The 16,935-nt window shown below is 73.6% G+C and carries 17 protein-coding genes; 8 read left to right on the top strand and 9 right to left on the bottom strand.

Annotation, left to right across the window (positions count from 1 at the left end):
• Window position 1 precedes the first annotated feature (1 nt).
• Window positions 2-1,345 (top strand): L-serine ammonia-lyase, encoded by a 1,344-nt coding sequence (locus tag HGK68_RS04985; RefSeq protein ID WP_169164963.1) that lies wholly within the window; start codon window positions 2-4, stop codon window positions 1,343-1,345.
• A 12-nt stretch (window positions 1,346-1,357) separates the two neighbouring features.
• Here HGK68_RS04985 and HGK68_RS04980 read toward each other — a convergent pair whose 3' ends face one another.
• The 9 genes from HGK68_RS04980 to HGK68_RS04940 all read right to left on the bottom strand — a co-directional run bounded on the left by HGK68_RS04980 (window position 1,358) and on the right by HGK68_RS04940 (window position 8,972).
• Window positions 1,358-1,987, bottom strand: a complete 630-nt coding sequence (locus tag HGK68_RS04980) for a CYTH domain-containing protein (protein WP_169164962.1) — start codon at window positions 1,985-1,987, stop codon at window positions 1,358-1,360.
• A gap of 9 nt (window positions 1,988-1,996) precedes the next feature.
• Complete coding sequence (locus HGK68_RS04975; RefSeq protein WP_169164961.1) at window positions 1,997-2,596, bottom strand: GNAT family N-acetyltransferase; 600 nt, start codon at window positions 2,594-2,596, stop codon at window positions 1,997-1,999.
• A gap of 33 nt (window positions 2,597-2,629) precedes the next feature.
• Window positions 2,630-3,475 carry a siderophore-interacting protein gene (locus HGK68_RS04970; RefSeq protein WP_169164960.1) on the bottom strand — a complete coding sequence of 282 codons (846 nt, stop codon included), beginning with the start codon at window positions 3,473-3,475 and terminating at the stop codon, window positions 2,630-2,632.
• A complete protein-coding gene (locus HGK68_RS04965; RefSeq protein WP_169164959.1) occupies window positions 3,472-4,299 on the bottom strand; it encodes an ABC transporter ATP-binding protein in 828 nt (275 codons plus the stop codon). The genes HGK68_RS04970 and HGK68_RS04965 overlap by 4 nt, the downstream gene beginning before the upstream one ends.
• Window positions 4,292-5,347: a FecCD family ABC transporter permease gene (locus tag HGK68_RS04960; protein WP_169164958.1), complete on the bottom strand. Its 1,056-nt coding sequence runs from the start codon at window positions 5,345-5,347 to the stop codon at window positions 4,292-4,294. The genes HGK68_RS04965 and HGK68_RS04960 overlap by 8 nt, the downstream gene beginning before the upstream one ends.
• Window positions 5,344-6,375: a FecCD family ABC transporter permease gene (locus HGK68_RS04955; protein WP_169164957.1), complete on the bottom strand. Its 1,032-nt coding sequence runs from the start codon at window positions 6,373-6,375 to the stop codon at window positions 5,344-5,346. The genes HGK68_RS04960 and HGK68_RS04955 overlap by 4 nt, the downstream gene beginning before the upstream one ends.
• Entirely contained in the window at window positions 6,372-7,325 is a 954-nt protein-coding gene (locus HGK68_RS04950) for an ABC transporter substrate-binding protein (protein WP_169164956.1), read from the bottom strand. Before HGK68_RS04950 ends, HGK68_RS04955 begins: the two co-directional genes overlap by 4 nt.
• Before the next feature lie 189 nt (window positions 7,326-7,514).
• Window positions 7,515-8,006, bottom strand: a complete 492-nt coding sequence (locus HGK68_RS04945; protein WP_169164955.1) for an NUDIX hydrolase — start codon at window positions 8,004-8,006, stop codon at window positions 7,515-7,517.
• A 9-nt stretch (window positions 8,007-8,015) separates the two neighbouring features.
• The gene (locus tag HGK68_RS04940; RefSeq protein ID WP_169164954.1) at window positions 8,016-8,972 is read right to left on the bottom strand and encodes an N-acetylglucosamine kinase; all 957 of its coding nucleotides are present in this window, start codon (window positions 8,970-8,972) and stop codon (window positions 8,016-8,018) included.
• Between the two features lie 156 nt (window positions 8,973-9,128).
• Between HGK68_RS04940 and HGK68_RS04935 the strand changes: the two genes are divergently transcribed.
• Genes HGK68_RS04935 through HGK68_RS04905 form a run of 7 tightly spaced genes read left to right on the top strand, consistent with a single transcriptional unit; the run spans window position 9,129 to window position 16,811 of the window.
• The gene (locus HGK68_RS04935) at window positions 9,129-10,430 is read left to right on the top strand and encodes a sugar ABC transporter substrate-binding protein (protein ID WP_169164953.1); all 1,302 of its coding nucleotides are present in this window, start codon (window positions 9,129-9,131) and stop codon (window positions 10,428-10,430) included.
• Window positions 10,427-11,371, top strand: a complete 945-nt coding sequence (locus tag HGK68_RS04930; RefSeq protein ID WP_169164952.1) for a carbohydrate ABC transporter permease — start codon at window positions 10,427-10,429, stop codon at window positions 11,369-11,371. The genes HGK68_RS04935 and HGK68_RS04930 overlap by 4 nt, the downstream gene beginning before the upstream one ends.
• Window positions 11,368-12,225 (top strand): carbohydrate ABC transporter permease, encoded by an 858-nt coding sequence (locus HGK68_RS04925; RefSeq protein ID WP_246260591.1) that lies wholly within the window; start codon window positions 11,368-11,370, stop codon window positions 12,223-12,225. The genes HGK68_RS04930 and HGK68_RS04925 overlap by 4 nt, the downstream gene beginning before the upstream one ends.
• Window positions 12,222-13,673, top strand: coding sequence for a glycoside hydrolase family 3 N-terminal domain-containing protein (locus HGK68_RS04920; protein WP_169164951.1), 1,452 nt, complete (start codon window positions 12,222-12,224; stop codon window positions 13,671-13,673). Before HGK68_RS04925 ends, HGK68_RS04920 begins: the two co-directional genes overlap by 4 nt.
• A complete protein-coding gene (locus tag HGK68_RS04915; RefSeq protein ID WP_169164950.1) occupies window positions 13,670-14,869 on the top strand; it encodes an anhydro-N-acetylmuramic acid kinase in 1,200 nt (399 codons plus the stop codon). Before HGK68_RS04920 ends, HGK68_RS04915 begins: the two co-directional genes overlap by 4 nt.
• Window positions 14,866-15,930 carry an N-acetylmuramic acid 6-phosphate etherase gene (gene murQ, locus HGK68_RS04910; protein WP_169164949.1) on the top strand — a complete coding sequence of 355 codons (1,065 nt, stop codon included), beginning with the start codon at window positions 14,866-14,868 and terminating at the stop codon, window positions 15,928-15,930. Before HGK68_RS04915 ends, murQ begins: the two co-directional genes overlap by 4 nt.
• A complete protein-coding gene (locus HGK68_RS04905) occupies window positions 15,927-16,811 on the top strand; it encodes a MurR/RpiR family transcriptional regulator (protein ID WP_169164948.1) in 885 nt (294 codons plus the stop codon). The genes murQ and HGK68_RS04905 overlap by 4 nt, the downstream gene beginning before the upstream one ends.
• Window positions 16,812-16,935: the final 124 nt, after the last annotated feature.

The raw sequence follows: 16,935 nt of genomic DNA, 5'->3' as shown, positions 1-16,935 counted from the left end.
CGTGAGTGGCGTCTACGTCTCCGCCCTCGAGCTGTTCTCCATCGGCATCGGACCGTCCAGCTCGCACACCGTCGGGCCGATGCGGGCCGCCGCGGCCTTCGTCGCCGAGCTGCGGGACCACGGACTGCTCGACCGGGCCGACCGGCTGCACATCCGGCTGCACGGGTCCCTGGCCGCGACCGGCATCGGCCACGGCACCCCGGACGCGGTGCTGGCGGGCCTGCGGGGTCTGGCGCCGGAGACCTGCGACCCGGCCGAGGTGCACGGGCGGTGGGCCGAGCTGTCCGCGGGCGGCGCGATGCAGGTCGAGGGCATCACCGTCACCGCGGCGGATGTCGCCTTCGAGCCCTTCGCCCGCGACCTGGGCCACCCGAACGCGCTGACCCTGGCGGCCACCCGGCAGGGCGAGGAACTGTGGGCCAGCTGCTACCTGTCGATCGGTGGCGGCTTCATCCTGCGCGCCGGTTCGCGTCCGCCGGAGCCGACCCCGGTGCCCTCCACCTACCGCACCGCCACCCAGCTGCTGGACAGCCTGGACGGGCGGAGCATCGCCGACATCGCCTGGGCAGACGAGGTCGCCCTGCACGGTGAGGCCGAGGCCACCCGGGGACTGGACGCGATCTGGGCCGCGATGAGCGCCTGCGTCGCGTCGGGGGTGAGCGCCGACGGCGTCCTGCCCGGCGGGCTGCGGGTCCGGCGCCGCGCTGCCGCCGCCCAGCAGGCACTCGACGCCCGAGCCGCACGCGGCGAGCGGGTCGCGGCGGAGGAACGCCTCGCGGTGTGGGCGATGGCGATCAACGAGGAGAACGCCGCCGGTGGCCGGGTGGTCACCGCGCCGACCAACGGTGCGGCCGGGGTGCTGCCCGCGGTGCTGCACTACCTGGTGGCCGAGCACGGAGCCGACCGGGACACCGTGCACACCTTCCTGCTCACCGCCGCGGCGATCGGCTCCATCGTGAAGGCCAATGCCTCCATCTCCGGCGCCGAGGCGGGCTGCCAGGGCGAGGTCGGCTCCGCCTGCGCGATGGCGGCGGCCGGGACCACAGCGGTGCTCGGCGGCACCCCCCGTCAGGTGGAGAACGCCGCCGAGATCGCGATGGAGCACCACCTGGGGCTGACCTGCGACCCGGTGGGTGGCCTGGTGCAGATCCCGTGCATCGAGCGGAACGCGGTGGCGGCGGCGACCGCCCTGACCGCCGCGCGGATCGCCCTGCTCGGCGACGGCCAGCACGTGGTCAGCCTGGACACGGTGATCGAGACCATGCGGCAGACCGGCGCCGACATGTCCGCCCGGTACAAGGAGACCAGCGAGGCGGGCCTGGCGGTGAACGTGGTGGAGTGCTGACCCGCTGACCGCTCAGCGCTGGATGTCGTTGTGGCCGAAGCTGGTCAGGAACCGGGGACCCGTCGCCGCCAGCTCACGCTCGTAGGTCATCGCCCAGCCGCGGTACGGCGTGCCGGACAGCCCGTCGTTCGCGAACCGGGGGTCGTCGGTCACCTCGGTGACGCAGAACGCCGGGATCTGCAGGTCGGTGACCGGGCGGGCGCGCTCGCACTCGGCGATCACCAGCGGGGCGTTCGCGCCACCGAAGACGTCGATCACCCAGCCGTCCTCACCCCACCAGGTGGCGTACCGGTTCTTCACCAGCCGGTCGCCGCCGCGCCGGATCATCTCGATCCCGACGGTCACGTCGATCTCGCGCTCGGCCTCGTACCGGGTGCCGGTGTTCATCGGTCCCTTGAGGCTGACGGCGCAGAAGTCGAAGCGGTCGCCGACCTCGTCCAGCACGTCCAGCGGGTCGGTGTCCGCCCCGAGCGGCACCCGCACGTCGTCGGCTTGCACCCGCAACCGCAGCGCGTAACCCTCCGACGCCAGGAAGTAGCTCTGCACGATCAGCACCGGGTCCGGTTCGGCCAGCACCTCGGCGGGCAGATCCCGCACGAAGAACCGCCGCTCGAACTCGAAGTCGCCGTAGCCGGTGTCCATGCGCCGAATTTACGCGGTGGTCAGGTCCATCACCAGCAACCGGCCCGCGTCGTCGCGCGACTCGGTGCTGAAGCCGACCCGATCGTAGAAGGCGATCGCCCCGGTGTTGGCCTCGGCCACCCCCAGGTGCAGGCCCGGCACGCCCCGCGCGCGCAGCTCGGTGACCACGGCGTCGATCAGGCGGCGGCCCATCCCGCTGCCCTGGGCGCGCGGCAGCAGGTCGATGTGCAGGTGCGCCGGATACCGGTCGAGGACGGCCGTCCGGGGCGGCTGACCGGCGTGGATCGTGCTGATCGCGCGCAGGTCGTCCTCGGTGCCGGTGCCGGGCAGCGGGTAACGCTCGCGCAACTCGGGCCACCAGTGCTCCTCCTGCCAGGCGGCGAAGGCGGCCGAGTCGGCGGTGGCGACCAGGTACCCGGCCACACCGCGATCGTCCCGCACCACCCAGCTCAGGGCGGGGTCGGCGGTCGGGTAGGCCCCGGCGTAGAGGTGACCCAGCAGGTCCGGGTCGGTGTACCGGTCGGTGGCGTCCTGTCCGACGGCCCCGGTGCGCAGGCAGACCCGGTACAGGCCGGGCAGGTCGCAGCGGGCGAAACGGCGCAGTTCCATGACGCGCGACCCTACCGGCCGGGAGCGTGGCGGTCAGCCGACCAGCGGGCCGCCGAGCTTCCAGTACCCGAGGAACGCGACCCGGTCCTTGTCCACGCCGAGCGTCCCGGTCAGGTGCCGCCGGATCGCGGTGGTCGCCGCCGCCTCCCCGGCGATCCAGGCATAGAGGCCGGGGTGCGCGGTCAGCTCGGGGTGGTCGGCCGCCCAGCTGTGTGCCGCGCGCTCCAACGCGGCGCCCGCCACCGCTCCGCGCTGCAAGCGGTGCACGGTCGCCCGGTGTCCGGCCCCGGACAGTAGGTCGTCCGCCGGGTCGGTCAGCTCCAGCAGCACATCGCCGGGCAGGGTCGGGTGCGCCGCCAGGATGTTCGCCATCGCGGGCAGCGCCGACTCGTCGCCGATCAGCAGCAGGTGCTCCGGCGGGCTGGGCGGCACGTAGTGGATGCCGTAACCGGTGCGCCCGAGCCGCACCTCCGGTCCGGTGATCACCAGCTCGTCGCCCGGCCGTGCCGCACGCGCCCACCGGGAGGCCGGGCCCGCGGGCTCGTGCAGGTAGAGGTCGACGTCGATCTCGCCCGCCTCGGGCCGGATCGCCGACGGGGTGTAGGTGCGCAGCACATTGCGCCGGTCGGCGGGCAGCGCCTTCCACCGCGCGTACCACTCGCGGGGGTGCGGGGTCGGCTCGTTCAGCAACCCGAAGTCCGGCGTGCTGCCGTCCGGCATCGGCAGCACCAGCTTGATCCGCTGGTCCAGACCCCAGGGGGCGAAGAACCGGAGGGTGTCACCGGTCAGGGTGATCCGCAGGAAGCCGGGCGACAGCTGACGCACCGCGCCGACCCGCACCCGGAACGCGCGGTACTCCCAGGGGAACTCGCCGCTCATCCGGCGACCCCGGCCGACTGCGGCACCGGCACGCCGCGCGGGACCACCAGCGGCCCGCCGGTGACCGGGTCGGCGATGATCACGTTCGGCAGGCCGAAGACCTGCTCGACCAGCTCGCTGGTGACCACCTCGGCGGGCGGCCCGGCGGCGACGATCTCCCCCGCCCGCATCGCGATCAGGTGATCGGCGTACCGGGCCGCCTGGTTCAGGTCGTGCAGCACGGCGACCACGGTGCGGCCCTCCCGGTTCAGGTGCGCGAACAGCTCCATCAGCTCGACCTGGTGCGCGATGTCCAGGAAGGTCGTCGGCTCGTCCAGCAGGATCAGGTCGGTCTGCTGGGCGAGCACCATCGCCACCCAGACCCGTTGCCGCTGCCCACCGGACAGGTCCTCGACCCGGCGGCCGGACAGCTCCCGGGTACCGGTCGCGTCCAGGGCGGCGATCACCGCGTCCCGGTCGGTCTCCGACCACTGGCGGAGCAGCCCCTGGTGCGGGAACCGGCCGCGGGCGACCAGGTCCGCCACCGTGATGCCGTCGGGGGCGAGCGCCGTCTGCGGCAACAGGCCGAGCCGCCGGGCGACCTCCTTGGCGGGCAGGCTGCCGATCGCCTTGCCGTCCAGCACCACCTGCCCCGAGCGCGGCGCCAGCAGCCGGGAGAGCGCACGCAGCAGGGTGGACTTGCCGCAGGCGTTCGGCCCGATGATCACGGTGAAGGAGCCGTCCGGGATGCTCGCGGTGAGGTCCTCGACGATGGGCGCGCCGTCGTAGCCCAGGGTGAGGGCCTCGGCGCGGAGTCGGGCGGTCTGGGGACGAGGTTCAGACACGACGGCGGATCTCCTGGATCAGGGTGGTCACGAGGTACAGGCCGCCCACCGACACGGTCACCACACCCACCGGGAGGGTGACCGGCAGGACATGCTGGGGGATCAGGTCCGAGCCGAGCAGCAGCACACCGCCGACCAGGCCGGACAGGGTGAGCGAGAGGGTCGGCGTGCGGGCCAGGCGGCGGGCGATCTGCGGCGCCGCGAGCGCGATGAAGGCCACCGGGCCGATCACCGCGGTAGCGACGCAGACCAGCACCACCGCGAGCAGCAGTGCCAGCGTCCGCACCACCGCCGGGCGGGATCCGGTGGCGCTGGCGACGTCGTCGCCGAGGTCGAGCTGTCGCAACCGGGGGCCGAGCAGCGCCAGCACCGCCAAGACGGGCAGTCCGCACAGCAACGCACCGGTCAGCGGCGTGGCCGTCACCCCGTTCAGGGAACCGGCTCCCCAGGCGGAGGCGAACATGGCGGTGTCCAGCTCGACCTCCAGCAGCATCCAGGTGTTCAGGGACGCCAGCAGCGCCGCGACCCCGATCCCGACCACGATCAGCCGGAACCCCTGCACCCCACCGCGCCGGGCCAGCAGCCAGATCAGCGCCGCCGCGGCCAGTCCCCCGACCACCGCACCGGTGGCGACCACCGGCCAGGCGGTGGCACCGGCCACCGTCACCAGCAACATGCCGGTGAACGCACCGTTGGACATGCCGAGGATGTCCGGACTGGCCAACGGGTTGCGGGTGACGGTCTGGAACAACGCACCGGCCACCGCCAGGTAGCCGCCGAGCAGGACGGCCGCCAGGGTCCGCGGCAGCCGCCAGGACAGCACCACCGTGCGGTCGATGCCCTCGCCGCCGCCACCGAGCACGCGCAGCACGGCACCGGGTGACAGCGGGTACGACCCGAGGCCGAGGGCCAGCACCGCGAGCACCACCAGCACCGCCGCCAGCAGCACGCCGACCAGCACCGACCGGGCCCGGATCGGCACGCTCCGCCCCGCGGCACGCAGCGTCACCCGCCGGTAGCCGACGTCCAGGTCGTCGACGGCGGTCACAGCGCGCTCGCCCGTCGCCGCCGCACCAGCGCGATCAGCACCGGGGCGCCGACCAGCGCGGTCACGATGCCGACCGGGATCTCCGCCGGGGCGATCAGCACCCGGCCGAGCACGTCGGAACAGAGCACGATCACCGGCGCCAGCAGCACCGAGCCGGTCAGGATGGCGCGCTGGTCGACGCCGAACACCCACCGGGCGACGTGCGGCACCATCAATCCGACGAAGGAGATCGGCCCGGCCAGCGCGGTGGCGATCGCCGCCAGCACGGTGACCGCCGCCACCGCCCCGCCGCGGATCAGCCGGATGTTCGCGCCCTGCGCCCGGGCCACGTCCTCCCCCAGGGCCAGGGCGTTGAGCCCCGGCGCGAGCAGGAAGGCGACCAGCAGCGCCGCCCCGACGACGGGCAGCATCGGCACCAGCAGCTCGAAGCCCCGGCCGAGCAGGGATCCGGCGTGCCAGGACCGCATCTGGTCGAAGGCGTCCGGGTCGCTGAGCGTCATCCCGGTGGTCATCCCCGAGCACAGTGCGCCCAGGGCCACCCCGGCGAGCACCAGCCGGATCGGGTCGGCGGCACCACGACCGGCCGAGCCGATCAGGTAGACCGCCACGGTCACCACCAGTGCCCCGGTCACCGCGAGCGCCACGAAGGCGGTGGCGCTGTGCAGCCCGAAGAACGCCACCCCGACCGCGATGGCGAAGGCGGCACCCGCGTTGACCCCGAGGATGCCCGGGTCGGCCAGCGGGTTCCGGGTGAAGGCCTGGATCAGCGCGCCCGCCGCCCCCAGGGCGACCCCGACCACCAGGCCGGTGAGGGTGCGCGGGATCCGCAGCTCGTGCACCACGTAGCCCGCCTCCGCCGACCCGTGGCCGCGCAGCGCCTCGATCACGGTGCTCGGGCCGAGCGGGTTGGACCCGACCATCAGCGACAGTGCCACGGCGACCAGCAGCAGCACCAGCAGCGCGAGGAGGCCCCAGCCCGACCGCAGATGCGGCCGGACCGGGGCACGGTCCGCGACGGCGGTGGTCACTGCTGCGAGGCGAGGAACTGCTCGATGTCGTCGAGCACCAGCTCGCCGCCCTTCGGCCCGACGCCGGAGACCCAGTAGCTGGTGTCCACCGGCGTCACCGAACCGAAGACGGCGCTGTTCTGGCTGATCGCCGCCGGGATGGTGCTCGGGTCGTTCACGTCGGTCGTGGTGACGAAGACGTAGTCGGCGGCCGCCTGCTGCACGTTCTCCGGCGACAGGTCGGCCTGCAGCCCGTCCTCCCAGTCCTGCTCCGGGATGGTGAGACCGGCGCACTCCAGCGCGCCGCCGCCGAAGGAGGTCGGGCCGTACAGGCTCAGGGTGGTCTCGTCCCGGGGCCGGATCAGGTTCGCCGTCTTACCGGCCACGTCGAACTCGGCGGCGATCTGCTCGCACCGCTGGTCGAAGCCGTCCACCAGCTCGGCGGCGGCGTCGCGCTGGTTCAGCGCCTCGCCGACCAGCAGGACGTTCTCCCGCCAGGGGTCGGCCTGGGTCGCCATGAACACGGTGGGGGCGATGGCGGCCAGCTGGTCGTAGAGCGCGGAGTGCCGGGACTCGGTGCCGAGGATCAGGTCGGGCTTCAGGGCGGCGATCGCCTCCAGGTCCGGCTCCGGCACGGTGCCGACCGGCTGCACACCCTCCACGCCGAGGTACGCGGGGATGCCCGCGACGTTGCTGGCCACGGCCGCCCCCACCGGGGTGACGCCGAGCGCGACCGCGGTGTCCAGCTCGACCGGCTCGAGGACGACGACCCGCTGCGGGTCGTCCGGCACCTCGGTGGTGCCCCGGGCGTGCTCGACCGAGTGCTCGCCGGCCTCGCCGGATGCGGCGGAGTCGGCGGTGCCGGGGTCGGCTGCGCCGCCGTCGGCGGTGGAGCACCCGGCCACGGCCAGGGCGAGGACGAGGGCAGCGGCGCCGAGGGCGGCGGGGCGGCGGATCGGTGCGACACGCATCGACAGGGTCACTTTCGCTCAGGGGGCAGCCCCGGTCGGGCTGGGAAGGTTTGGCTACCCTAACCTAGAACCGGACATCTCCCCGAAGCCGCCCGAATCGCCCGCGCCGGACATCACCGCTGCTCACGCGCCCGCGCGGAACCGGGACAGTCGTCGGCCGTGCTCGACAGGCTGGTGATGACCTCGGGTTCAGCCGGTGAACCGGCAGCCCAGCTCCGGGGTGCGGGCGTGCTCGATCCGGGCGACCATCTCCGCCGACATCGCCGGCAGCTCGTCCAGGTGGTACCAGGCGGCCGCCGAGTTCTCCCCGTCGCCGGGGCCCGGCTCCCCCGCCACCCACCGGAACCTGAACGTGAGATCCAGGTACTGCGACGCGTCGCCGTTCGGGTATCGCATCGGCGGCAGCGTGTGCACCCAGACCAAGGACTCGGCCACCGCCTCGACCTCGGTCTCCTCCAGCACCTCGCGGGCACCGGCCACCGCCGGCTCCTCCCCCGGATCGATGATCCCGGTGGTCGGCGTCCACTGACCGTTGTCCGCACGCTTGACCAGCAGCACCTGCTCCCGGCCGGTGGGACTGTGCTCGGCGGCCCGGAACACCACCGCGCTCACCCCCGGCATCCAGAGCAGGTCGTGGCCGATCTTCTCGCGCAGCGCGAGCACGAAGGGAGGTGTGGGCATGGGCCGACTCTAGGAGGTGCGGCGATCGCCCGACAGGCCCGCGGTGAGCGCGGCGCGATCGACCTCGGGCCAGCCGGCCGCCCGGGCCGCGAGGGCCAGCGCCCCGACCACCGGTGCGCGCGCATCCAGCGCCGGAACGGTCAACCCCTCCAGCACACCGGCCCGCACGGGCGTGTCCTCGACCAGCAACGAGCCCGCCAGGACGACCTCCGGGACCTGCGATCCGATCGCCCCGGCGGTCCGCAGCAGGGCGGCCACGCCCTCCTGCACCAGCGCGACCGCGACGTCGTCCCCGGCGCGGGCCGCCGTCATCACCGCGGGCGCCCACCGACCGTGCGCCGCCACCGGGACGTCGTGCGCCGCCGCGATCAGGCCCTGCCGGGGGTCGGCGTCCCGCAGCCCCAGCTCGTCCAGGACGATCGCCGTGAGCGCCGTCGACGGCCCGGTGCCGTCGAGCTCCCCGGCCACCGCCCGCAGCGCCCCGAGTCCGAACCACACCCCCGAGCCACGGTCGCCGAGCAGCCAGCCGAGCCCGTCCGCCCGGGCCACCGGCCGCCCCGCGGCGAACCGGCACGCGACGGCACCCGTCCCGGCGAGCAGCAGCAGCCCGTCACCTCCGGTCGATCCGGCAGCGAAGGCGATGGACAGGTCGTCACCGACCGTCGGGGCAGCCGCCCAGACCTCACCGAGCGGCCACGCCTCGCGGACCACCGACTCCGCCGCCGCCCGTCCCGCGCCCCCGGCACCGGCGATCCCGAGGTGCGCCGCCACGATGCGCGCGCCGGTCGGCAGCCCGGCGGCCGCCTGCCGTAGCGCCTCGCCGAGCCGCTCGCGCACCAGGTCGGCGGGGACGGAGCGCAGGTTCCCGCCCGCGGAGCGACCGGTGCCGAGCACGCGCCCGTCGGCCGCCAGCACGGCGACGCGGGTGGACGTACCGCCGATGTCCGCACCCAGGACGAGGTCCACGCATGGTCTCCGTTCACCCATGTTGGTAATTTACATGCAACAGACTCGCAATGTAGATTCTCTACCGTCGTAGCCACGGCCGCCGGAGCGACATCGGCGGCGTGGACGCGTACCCCCTGACGTGTCCTTCCGATCGGTTCGAAGAGGAGTCCGAGCATGACACGCTCATCTCTGCCCATCGCCGCCCTCACCCTGGGCCTCTCGCTCACCCTGGCCGCCTGCGGCTCCGGCGGTGGCGACGCCGCCGCCAGCTCCGGCACCGACGGCGACTGGTCCGGCCAGACGCTCACGGTCTGGATCATGGAGGGCACCAACCCGGACGCCGATCCGTTCTTCGACGAGGTCGCCACGGCCTTCGAGGAGCAGACCGGTGCCACGCTGGACGTGCAGTTCCAGCCCTGGGCCTCCGCCCACGACAAGTTCACCACCGCCATCGCGGGCGGGACGACGCCGGACGTCGCCGAGATCGGCACCACCTGGACGCCGGAGTTCGCGGAGGTGGGCGCGCTCGCCGACCTCACCGACCTGGTAGCGGACGCCGGCCTGGACGACGACCTGGTGCCCGGCCTGCAGGAAGCGGGCACCGTGGACGGCGCGCTGTACGGCATGCCCTGGTACGCGGGCGTGCGCTCCTTCGTGTACCGGACCGACCTGTTCGAGCAGGCCGGGATCGCGGTGCCGACCACCTGGGACGAGCTCCGCCAGGCCGCCCTCACCCTGAAGCAGACCTTCCCGGACACCACCGCGTGGCCGATCGCCGGTGACAGCCAGTACGGCGTCATGCCGTTCGTCTGGGGCGCGGGCGGGCAGATCGCGGAGCAGGACGGCGACACCTGGACCTCGGGCATCGACTCGGACGCCGCGCGCGAAGGCATCGAGTTCTACACCGACATGGCGCTGCAGGACGGCGTCTCCACCGCCGCCGCGACCACCTGGAAGGAGACCGACCTCCTCAAGGCCTTCGAGCAGGGCGACGCCGCGATGATGATCACCGGGTCCTGGACCCCGAAGACGATCCTCACCGACGCCCCCGACCTGGAGGGCAAGATCGGCGCCTTCCCGATCCCCGGTCAGGACGAGGGCATCTCGCCGTCGTTCCTGGGCGGCTCGCACCTGGGCATCTTCAACGAGAGCGACAAGCAGGACCTCGCCTGGGAGTTCGTCCAGATGATGTCCACCGGCGAGTTCGCCCAGCGCTGGGCCGACGAGGCGAACTACTTCCCGGGTCAGGCGTCGCTGCTCGAGGCAGCCGCCGAGTCGGACGACCCGCTGGTCGCGCCGTTCGCGCAGCAGATGGTCGACGGCGGCGCCTCGCTGCCGGTCACCCCGCTGTACGGCCAGATCCAGGGCAAGAAGACGGTGGAGACCATGCTGCAGTCGATCCTCTCCGGCAAGCAGACCGTGGAGCAGGCCACCAGCACCGCCGCCGACGACATGAACGCCACCTTCGCCGGATGACCACCGTCACCACTCCCCCCACGGCACGTCCGCGGGTGAGCGCGCGTCGGCGCCTCACCCGCGGGCGGCCCTGGCTGCTGCTCGCCCCCGCGCTCGCGGTCCTGGCGGTGCTGCTGCTCTGGCCGTTGATCCGGGTGGTCCTGCTGTCCTTCCAGGACTACGGACTGCGCCAGATCGCCTCCGGCGAGGACAACTACATCGGCCTGGACAACTACCGGGAGGTGCTCGGCGACCGGTTCCTGTGGACCGTGGTGCTGCCGAACACCGTCGGCTTCGCGGCCGTCTGCGTCGCGCTCACCGTCACCTTCGGCACCGCGGTCGCCCTGTTCCTGAACACCCTGGGACGGACCTGGCGCACCATCTGCTCCACCGCGATCATGGTCGCCTGGGCGGTGCCGGCGGTCACCGGGACCTACGTGTTCATCTGGCTGTTCGACCCGCTGAACGGCCTGGTGTCCTCGGTGCTGGACGGGCTCGGCCTGATCGACCCGGCGACCACCAACTGGTTCACCGACCGGTTCACCTTCTACGCCATCGCCACCCTCAACGTGGTGCACCACGGCTTCCCGTTCGTCGCGATCACCGTGCTGGCCGGATTGATGACCGTGCCGACCGAGCTGTACGAGGCGGCCACGATGGACGGGGCCGGGGCCTGGCGCCGGTTCCGGGCGATCACCGTGCCGGTCCTGCGCCCGGTGTTCGCGGTGGTGACCATCCTGTCGACCATCTGGGACTTCAAGGTCTTCACCCAGATCTACCTGATGCCCGGTGGCAACGGCGGCAACAAAGAGGTGTTCAACCTCGGCGTGTGGTCGTACATCCAGTCCTTCGCCCAGGGCAAGTACGGGATGGGCTCGGCGATCGCCGTCCTGCTCACCCTGATCCTGCTCGGCATCACCGTGGTGTACCTGCGCACCCTGTTCAAGGAGGACGAGCTGTGAGCGCCGACGTCCTGACCGCCCGCCGGCCGTCCCGGCGACACACGACCGCCCGGATCGCCAAGGCGGTCGGAGTGGCGGCGGTGATCCTGGTGGCGATCTTCCCGGCGTACTGGATGATCTCCACCGCCTTCGACGCCAATGCCGCCCGGCGCGGTGCCCAGCTGGTGCCCACCCACCTGACCCTGGACAACTTCATCCGGGTGATCGACGACGGCGGCTTCGGCGTCTACCTGCGGAACTCGATCGTCGTGGCCGGCCTGACCGTGGTCGTCTCCGCCCTGGTGGCGCTGCTCGCCGCGGTGGCCGTCGCACGGTTCCGGTTCCGGTTCCGCACCGCCGTGCTGGTCCTGGTGCTGATCGTGCAGATGGTCCCGCTGGAGGCGCTGGTCATCCCGCTGTTCCTCCAGGCCCGCACCCTGCAGATGCTCAACTCCCTGCTCGGGCTGTCCATCGTCTACCTGGCCTTCTCGCTGCCGTTCGCGATCTGGACCCTGCGCGGGTTCGTCGCCGCCGTGCCGAAGGAGATCGAGGAGGCCGCCTACATGGACGGCGCCTCCTGGGGCCGGATGTTCTGGTCGATCCTGGTGCCGCTGGTCGCCCCGGGCGTCGTCGCCACCAGCGTGTTCAGCTTCATCACCGCCTGGAACGAGTTCATCTTCGCGCTGACCTTCATGTCCGACTCGGCGAACTACACCGTCGCCGTCGGACTGCAGAAGTTCTTCGGGGAGAACGCCACCGACTGGGGTGCGGTCATGGCCGCGTCGACCCTGATCACGGTGCCGGTGCTGGTGTTCTTCGTCCTGGTGCAGCGCAACCTCACCTCCGGGCTGGCCGCCGGGGCGGTGAAGGGATGACCGCGGACCTGGACCGCCTGGTCAACGGCGTCCTGCTCGCCGGGTTCTCCGGCACCCGGATGCCGGACTGGCTGCGCGACGCCGCCGCCGACGGGCTGGCCGGGGTGGTGCTGTTCGCGCACAACACCCCGGACCTGGCCACCACCGCGGCACTCACCCGCTCGCTGCACGACGCGGGGCTGGTGGTCGCGGTGGACGAGGAGGGCGGCGACGTGACCCGCCTCCAGGCCACCACCGGCTCCGCCCTGCCCGGGGCCGGCGCGCTCGGCGCGGTCGACGACCCGGAGCTGACCCGCGAGGCCGGACGGGCGCTCGGCGACCTGCTGTCGGCCGCCGGGGTCGACCTGGATCTGGCGCCGGTGCTGGACGTGAACTCCGCGGCCGACAACCCGGTGATCGGGGTGCGCGCGTTCGGCAACACCCCGGAGCGGGTGTCCCGGCACGCCACCGCGTTCCTGGCCGGGCTGCACGAGGCCGGGGTCGCGGCCTGCGGGAAGCACTTCCCCGGGCACGGCGCCACCCGCGTCGACTCGCACCTGTCGCTACCGGTGGTGCCGGACGACCTCCCGACCTGGGAGCGCCGCGACCTGCCCCCGTTCCAGGCTGCGGTAGCGGCGGGCATCGACGCGCTGATGACCGGCCACGTCGTGCTGCCCGCCCTCGGCTCGGACCTGCCCGCGACCCTGGACCCCGCGGTCACCGCCCGCGCCCGCGATCTCGGCCTGACCGGCCCGGTGATCACCGACGCCCTGGACATGGGTGCGGTCGCCCGGGACCCCGGCTTCGGCGAGGCGTGCGTGCGCGCGCTGCTCGCCGGGGCCGACCTGCTCTGCCTCGGCACCACGGTCGACCGTGATGACGAGGCCCTGTACCGCAGCGCGCACGCGGCAGTCACGGCCGCCGTTCGCTCGGGCCGACTCGACACCGGACCTCTGGTCGAGTCGGTGGCGCGCACCGCGCGGCTCGGATGCGAGAGCCGCGCGGTGCGTCGTCGGATCGCCGGTCCCGACGCCCTGGCGGCGGCGGAGGCCCGGTTGACCGAGGTCGGACTGCGGGCGGCGCGCCGTGCCGTGCGCTGGGCCGACGGCTCGACCCCGGTCACCGTCACCGCTCCCCCGCTGCTGATCGACCTGCGCACCCGCCTCGACCACGCGGCCGGACGAGTCGCCACCCACCTGAGCCGCGCGGTGCTCGATCGGTGGCCCACCGCCACCACCGCGGCATCCGAGCCGGCCGACGTCCCCGGGCCGCTCCTGGTGATCACCCGTGATGCCGCCTCCGACCCCGGCGAGGCGGAACGGCTGCGCGGGGTACTGGCGGCCGTCCCGGAGGCGATCGTGCTGCACGCCGGGACCGCCGACTCCGCGCCCACGGCCCGACACGTCCTGCTCACCTGGGGCGTCGGGCGGGCGAATGCGACCGCCGCCGTGGAGGTGCTGACCCGATGATCGTGCTCGCCCTGTCCTCCGGGACCTCGGTGGACGCGGTGGACGCCGCCGCCGCCGACCTCCGGCTCGACCCCGACGGCACCCTGCACCTGACCCTGCTCGGCCAGGCCGAGTACCCGTGGCCGGACGACCTGCGGGCACGGATCCAGGCAGCGATGCCACCCGCCCCGATCGGGGTCGGCGAGGTCGCCGCGCTGGACACCCTGATCGGGCGCCACCTGGGCACGGTCGCCCGGGCAGCGGACGCCGACCTGGCCGACGGCCGCAGCGACGTCGTCGCCTCGCACGGCCAGACCCTGTTCCACTGGGTCGACCCGGACGGCACCGCCCTCGGCTCGCTCCAGCTCGGTCAGCCCGCCTGGATCGCCGAGACCACCCGACGACCCGTGGTGCACGACTTCCGTTCCGCGGACATCGCCGCCGGCGGGCAGGGCGCACCGCTGGTGTCCGTGCTGGACGCTCTCTGGCTGGCCGATCCCGAGCGCGTGTCGGTCGCCGTGAACATCGGCGGGATCGCGAACGCCACCGTGGTGCGTGGCCCCGGTGACCCGGTGGTCGCCTGGGACACCGGGCCGGGGAACTGTCTGCTGGACGCCGCCATCCGCGACCTGACCGGCGAACCGTACGACCGGGACGGCGCCCTCGCCGCCGCCGGGACCGTCGATCCGGTGGCCCTGGACCGGTTGCTCGCCGAGCCGTACTACCGCGGCCCGGTGCCGCGTTCCAGCGGCCGGGAGCTGTTCGACGCGGGCTATGTCGCCCGGACGCTCGGCAGCGACGCCCCGACCGGCGCCGATCTGGCCGCGACCCTGGTGGAGCTGACCGCCCGCACCATCGCCGATCAGCTCGCCGAGTACCGACCCGACCGGGTGCTGGTCTCCGGCGGCGGCGCGCACCACCCGGTGCTGATGCGCCGGCTGGCGGCGCTGCTGCCGGGGGTCGCCACCTCGGACGCGGCGGGCCTGCCGGTCGACGCCAAGGAGGCGTACCTGTTCGCCCTGCTCGGGTTCCTGTCCGTCGCCGGTCTGCCCGGCACCGCGACCGGACCCGGCGGCCGACGGACCACCGGCGCCCGCCGCCCGGCCGCGCTCGGCTCGCTCACCCCGCCGACGCCCCATCCGCTGACCCGCACCACGATGCCCGACACCCCGGTACACCGGCTGGTGCTGCACCACCCCGAGAGGACCCTGTCATGAACGCATCGCGCCCCACCGAGGACGACTGGCGTTCGCTGCTCTCCCTGGCGTCACCGACCGAGGAGCGCAACCCGCGCACCGGCACCATCGACCTGCTGGACAGCGCCGAGCTGGTGCGCCTGATCACGGCCGAGGACCGCACCGTCACCGAGGCGGTGGCCGCCGTCCAGGCACCACTGGCCGCCCTGGTCGACCTGGCGGTGCAGGCGATCCGCGCCGGGGGTCGGGTGCACTACGTCGGCGCCGGGACCTCGGGGCGGCTCGGGGTGCTGGACGCCGCCGAACTCGCCCCGACCTACGGCGTCGGCACCGAGTGGTTCGTGGCGCACCTCGCCGGCGGGCCCTCGGCGATGGTCACCGCGGTCGAGGGCGCGGAGGACGACCCGGCGCTCGGTGCCGCCGCCGTGGCGGACATCGGAGCCACCGATCTGGTGGTCGGGATCGCCGCGAGCGGCCGGACCCCGTATGTCGCGGGTGCGCTGGAGCACGCCCGGGCGGTCGGCGCCCGGACCGCCCTGGTGAGCGCGAACCCGGGGGCGACCCTGGCGCGGCTGGCGGATGTGGCGGTGCTGGTCGACACCGGCCCGGAGGTGGTCACCGGCTCCACCCGGATGAAGGCCGCCACCGCCCAGAAGCTGGTGCTCAACACCTTCAGCACCGCCACCCTGGTCCGGCTGGGCCGCACGTTCTCGAACCTGATGATCGACGTCCGGGCCACCAACCGGAAGCTCCGGGCCCGCACCGTGCGGATGCTGGTCCAGGCCACCGGTCGACCAGCACCGGACTGCGAGCGCGCCCTGCTCGACGCCGGTCAGGACGTGCGTACCGCGCTGGTCACCCTGCTCGCCGACGTCGACCCCGACACCGCCCGCGCGGCGCTCGATCGGGCCGTCGACCCGGATCGTGGCCCCGACCCGTCGGGGGTGCGCACCGCCGTCGCCGCGCTGACCGGCACCCCGTTCCCGGTCGCCGACCACGCCGGATCCACCGCACCGGGAGGAAACGCTCCCTCGAACCGCCCCATCGGCGCCGCCGACACGGCAGGATCACCGGTGACATGACCGATCAGCTCACCGACACGCTGCGTAGCCAGCTCGCCGACCTGCAACCCGCGATGCGCCGGGTCGGCGACTACGTGCTGGCCGATCCCGCCCGCGCCTCCACCCTGACCATCACCGACCTGGCCGCCGCCTGCGACACCTCGGAGGCGACCGTGGTGCGGTTCTGCCGTCGACTCGGTCTGCGCGGCTACCCCCAGCTCCGGATGGCGCTGGCCACCGAGCTCGGGTCCCGCGAGCACAGCGACGGCCCCTCGCCCACCGGCGACATCGCCCCCGGCGACGACCTGGCGTCCGTGATCGAGAAGATCGCCTTCGCCGACGCCCGCGCCGTGGAGGACACCGCCCGCTCGCTGTCCGTGGCCGAGCTGGAGGCCGTGGTCGACACCCTGGTCACCGCGCACCGGGTCGACCTGTACGGGGTGGGCGCCTCGGGATTCGTCGCCGCCGACCTACAGCAGAAGCTGCACCGGATCGGCCGGATGGCCTTCGCGTTCCCGGACGCCCACATGGCACTGGTCAGCGCCGCGCTGGTCGGCCCCGGCGACGTCGCGATCGCCATCTCCCACACCGGCACCACCATCGACACCCTGGACGCGCTGCGGATCGCCTCCGAGCGCGGCGCGACCACCGTGGCGATCACCAACAACCCCCGCTCCCCGCTGGCCCGGGTCGCCGACCACGTGCTGCGGACCGCCGCCCGCGAGACCACCTTCCGCTCGGGTGCCACCGCCTCACGGCTGGCCCAGCTGACCGTGGTCGACTGCGTCTTCGTCGCCGTCGCCCAGCGCACCTACGACCGCAGTCAGGCGGCCCTGGAGGCCACCCTCGCCGCGGTGGCCGACCGCCGGGTCCGACCGGGCAGGCGCGGCTCCGAGGACTGACCGCGCGCACGAGGCCGGGACGCCCCCGAGGGATCGTCCCGGCCTCGTCGTTCGTGCCCCGTCGTCAGCTCGACGACTCCGCCCGCTCTGTCGGCTCTGGCGGCTCCGTCGACTCTGCCCGCTC

Origin of the sequence: Cellulomonas taurus, from assembly GCF_012931845.1 — a bacterium.
GTDB classification, from domain to species: Bacteria; Actinomycetota; Actinomycetes; order Actinomycetales; family Cellulomonadaceae; genus Cellulomonas; species Cellulomonas taurus.
Note: the sequence above shows the minus strand (reverse complement) of the source record. Positions and strands in the feature narration are given on the sequence as shown.

Coding starts and splice junctions, on each gene's coding strand:
- HGK68_RS04980 (WP_169164962.1), bottom strand. CDS start 1,987: ATGGACACCGGCTACGGCGACTTCGAGTTCGAGCGGCGGTTCTTCGTG.
- HGK68_RS04975 (WP_169164961.1), bottom strand. CDS start 2,596: ATGGAACTGCGCCGTTTCGCCCGCTGCGACCTGCCCGGCCTGTACCGG.
- HGK68_RS04970 (WP_169164960.1), bottom strand. CDS start 3,475: ATGAGCGGCGAGTTCCCCTGGGAGTACCGCGCGTTCCGGGTGCGGGTC.
- HGK68_RS04950 (WP_169164956.1), bottom strand. CDS start 7,325: ATGCGTGTCGCACCGATCCGCCGCCCCGCCGCCCTCGGCGCCGCTGCC.
- HGK68_RS04945 (WP_169164955.1), bottom strand. CDS start 8,006: ATGCCCACACCTCCCTTCGTGCTCGCGCTGCGCGAGAAGATCGGCCAC.
- HGK68_RS04935 (WP_169164953.1), top strand. CDS start 9,129: ATGACACGCTCATCTCTGCCCATCGCCGCCCTCACCCTGGGCCTCTCG.
- HGK68_RS04930 (WP_169164952.1), top strand. CDS start 10,427: ATGACCACCGTCACCACTCCCCCCACGGCACGTCCGCGGGTGAGCGCG.
- HGK68_RS04920 (WP_169164951.1), top strand. CDS start 12,222: ATGACCGCGGACCTGGACCGCCTGGTCAACGGCGTCCTGCTCGCCGGG.
- HGK68_RS04915 (WP_169164950.1), top strand. CDS start 13,670: ATGATCGTGCTCGCCCTGTCCTCCGGGACCTCGGTGGACGCGGTGGAC.
- murQ (WP_169164949.1), top strand. CDS start 14,866: ATGAACGCATCGCGCCCCACCGAGGACGACTGGCGTTCGCTGCTCTCC.
- HGK68_RS04905 (WP_169164948.1), top strand. CDS start 15,927: ATGACCGATCAGCTCACCGACACGCTGCGTAGCCAGCTCGCCGACCTG.